We start from the raw sequence: 2,758 nt of genomic DNA on the forward strand, positions 1-2,758 counted from the left end.
GGCCCTGGCCAGCGTCGCTCCCGCCCAGGCCGGGATGGCCTCCGCGGCGGTCAACACCGCCCGCCAGCTCGGGGCCGTGACCGGCGCGTCGCTGCTGGGCACCCTGCTCACCACCACGCTGATCGCCGACCTGCCGGGCCGGCTTGCCGCCCACGGCGTACCCGAGGCCACCCGCACCGCCGTGCAGGCGGCCGTGACGGCCGGTGGCGGCGGCACCGAGACGCCGCCCGGACCGGTGCGGCAGGCGCTCGCCGAGGCGCTGACCGCCGGTGTGCAGGCCGGCCTGCGGGTCAACGCCGTGGTCTTCCTCGCCGCCGCGGTCCTCGCGCTCGCCCTCGTCCGCAACCGGCCGCACCGGCACCAGCCGCCGGCCGCCGACCGCACCTAGCGACCGGCCGGCGGTCCGGGCGAGCCCGGCGAGTGCGCGCCCGCTGCGCCGGTCGGCCCGCTCCTCGGGGCCGACCGGCGCAGCGGGTCACCGCCGACCGGGGGTCAGGGCGCCCACGGTGCGGCGACGGTCCAGGTGCTGTCCGCCGCCCACAGGTTCGGGGTGTTCCAGGCCTCGCCGCCCGCTCCGTCGCTCAGCCACACCTGCGAATCGTAGTGACGCAGGAACGAGCCCCGGAAGTTGTACGACTCCAGCGAGACCCCGCTGCCGGTCAGCCCGGTACGCGCGCACCAGGTCGCGTCGGCGCGCATCAGGGCCGAGCCGTCGTCGGGCGAGTTGCGCACCCGGGAGAAGGCGTGGCGCAGGTACTGCCCGGGGTAGTTCACCGACTCGAACGAGTAGCACGCGGCGTCGGCGAGGCCGGCCCGGATCGTGTACGTCGCGTCGGCCTTGAGCAGCGCCGGGCTGCCGGCGCTCACCACCTCGGTGTAGGCCAGGCTGTCGCGGTGCCGCAGGTAGCGGTCGGTGTAGCCGGGCGTGGTCACCTGCAACGAGCGGCGCTGGCCGACCGGCAGGGCGACCGGGGTGGAGTTGCCGATCGCCTTCGAGGCGGCGATCAGCTCCTGGTTGGCCTGCCGGACCCGGGCCTGGTCCATCTTGACGACCTGGCGGTCGTAGGTGAGAAAGCCGTTGAGCTCGCCCTCCACGTCGGTGATCTCGGTGTACACCGACGCGCTCAGGCCCCGGCCGATCATCAGGTTGCGAGTGCCCTGCACCAGGCCGACGTACCGGTTGGTCAGCGCCGTCGAGTCGGGCTGCCATTCGTAGGCCAGGAAGTTGCCGTTCGGGCTGTACTCGTGCCCCGGGGTGCGCAGTCCCAGCCCGCCGAACTCGCCGAGCACGGCGATCCGGCTGCTTGAGGGCTGCGGGGAGCCCGGGCCGACGTAGACGTGCCAGTCGTCGATGTCGCCGTTGCCGGGGTTGCCGAGGGACTGGCAGCAGTTGTACCCGCTGTGCGTGTTGACCAGCCGGGTCGGGTCCTGGTTCTTGACCGCCTGACCCACCCGCCGGGTGTCGGCCAGCGCGCGCTCGCCCCAGCCCTCGTTGTAGACGGTGTACGCGACCACCGCCGGTGAGCTGCGGTGCTCGTCGACTATCTCGCGGGCCTCCGCCTCGAACTGCGCCTGCTGCGCGTCGGTCGGGTTGACGTCCTGCGCGGTGAGCGAGGGGACGTCCTGCCAGACCAGCAGGCCGAGGCGGTCGGCGTGGTAGAACCAGCGCTGCGGCTCCACCTTGATGTGCTTGCGGACCATGTTGAAGCCGAGGTCCTTGTGCTTCTGCAGGTCGAAGGCGAGCGCCGCGTCGGTCGGCGCGGTGTAGATGCCGTCGGGCCAGTAGCCCTGGTCCAGCGTGCCGACCTGGAACACGAACTGGCCGTTGAGCTTCGGCCGCAGCACCCCGTTGACCAGGCCGGTGGTGATCTCCCGCATGCCGAAGTAGTGGGTCGTCCGGTCCACGGTCGCCCCGCCGCTGCCGCGCAGGGTGACCCGCAGGTGGTAGAGGAAGGGGTCGTCGGGGGACCAGCGGCGGGCGTTCGGCACCGGCACCGAGAACTCGGTGAAGCCGCCGGTGGCCGAGCCGACGACGGTGCTGCCGTCGAGGGCCTCGGCCAGGACGCTGTGCCCGCTGACGTTGCCGCGGGTGAAGACCCGTACCCGCAACCGGTTGTCGGCGAGGCTCGGGTAGAGGTCGACGCTGCTGATCGACGCGGCGGGGGTGGGCTCCAGCCAGACGGTCTGCCAGATCCCGGAGCTGGGGGTGTAGAAGATGCCGCCGGGGGTCCTGGTCTGCTTCCCGATCGGTGGCAGGGTGCCGTTCTGCCGGCTGTCGCTGGGGTCGAAGACCTTGACGACGAGTTCGTTGCTGCCGCCGTTGAGGCGGGCGGTGACGTCGAAGGTGAACGCATCGTAGCCGCCGGTGTGGCTGCCGACCTGCACGCCGTTGACCCAGACGGTGGTCTGCCAGTCGACGGCACCGAAGTGCAGCTGCACCTGCCGGCCGGCCCAGCCGGCGGGGACGGTGAACAGGCGCCGGTAGTACAGCCAGCTGCGGTCGTCGCCGGGGGAGCGGCGTACCCCGGACAGCGCCGACTCCACCGGGAAGGGCACGTTGACCCGTTCGGGCAGGGTGGTGCCGAACTGGGGCGGGTCGTCGGTGGCGGACTGCCGCAGTTGCCACTCGCCGTTGAGGTTCTGCCAGTCGGGGCGGGTCATCTGGGGGCGCGGGTACTCAGGCAGCGGCGTGCCGGAGAGCGCCTGGGCGGTCCAGGGCGTGGTCAGGGGCGGGGTCTTCGGGGGGACCGCCTGGGCG

At 72.8% G+C, this 2,758-nt stretch carries 1 protein-coding gene and 1 pseudogene; one reads left to right on the top strand and one right to left on the bottom strand.

Annotation, left to right across the window (positions count from 1 at the left end; translation table 11 throughout):
- Window positions 1-388 (top strand): annotated as a pseudogene (locus ACSNN7_RS28710) (MFS transporter); the annotation flags it as partial.
- 104 nt (window positions 389-492) lie between these two features.
- Here ACSNN7_RS28710 and ACSNN7_RS28715 read toward each other — a convergent pair.
- On the bottom strand, window positions 493-2,758 hold a 2,266-nt coding region (locus ACSNN7_RS28715), incomplete at its 5' end, for an AbfB domain-containing protein (protein ID WP_436684180.1).

The organism is Micromonospora sp. URMC 105 (assembly GCF_051386295.1).
In the GTDB taxonomy this organism is placed as follows: Bacteria; Actinomycetota; Actinomycetes; order Mycobacteriales; family Micromonosporaceae; genus Micromonospora.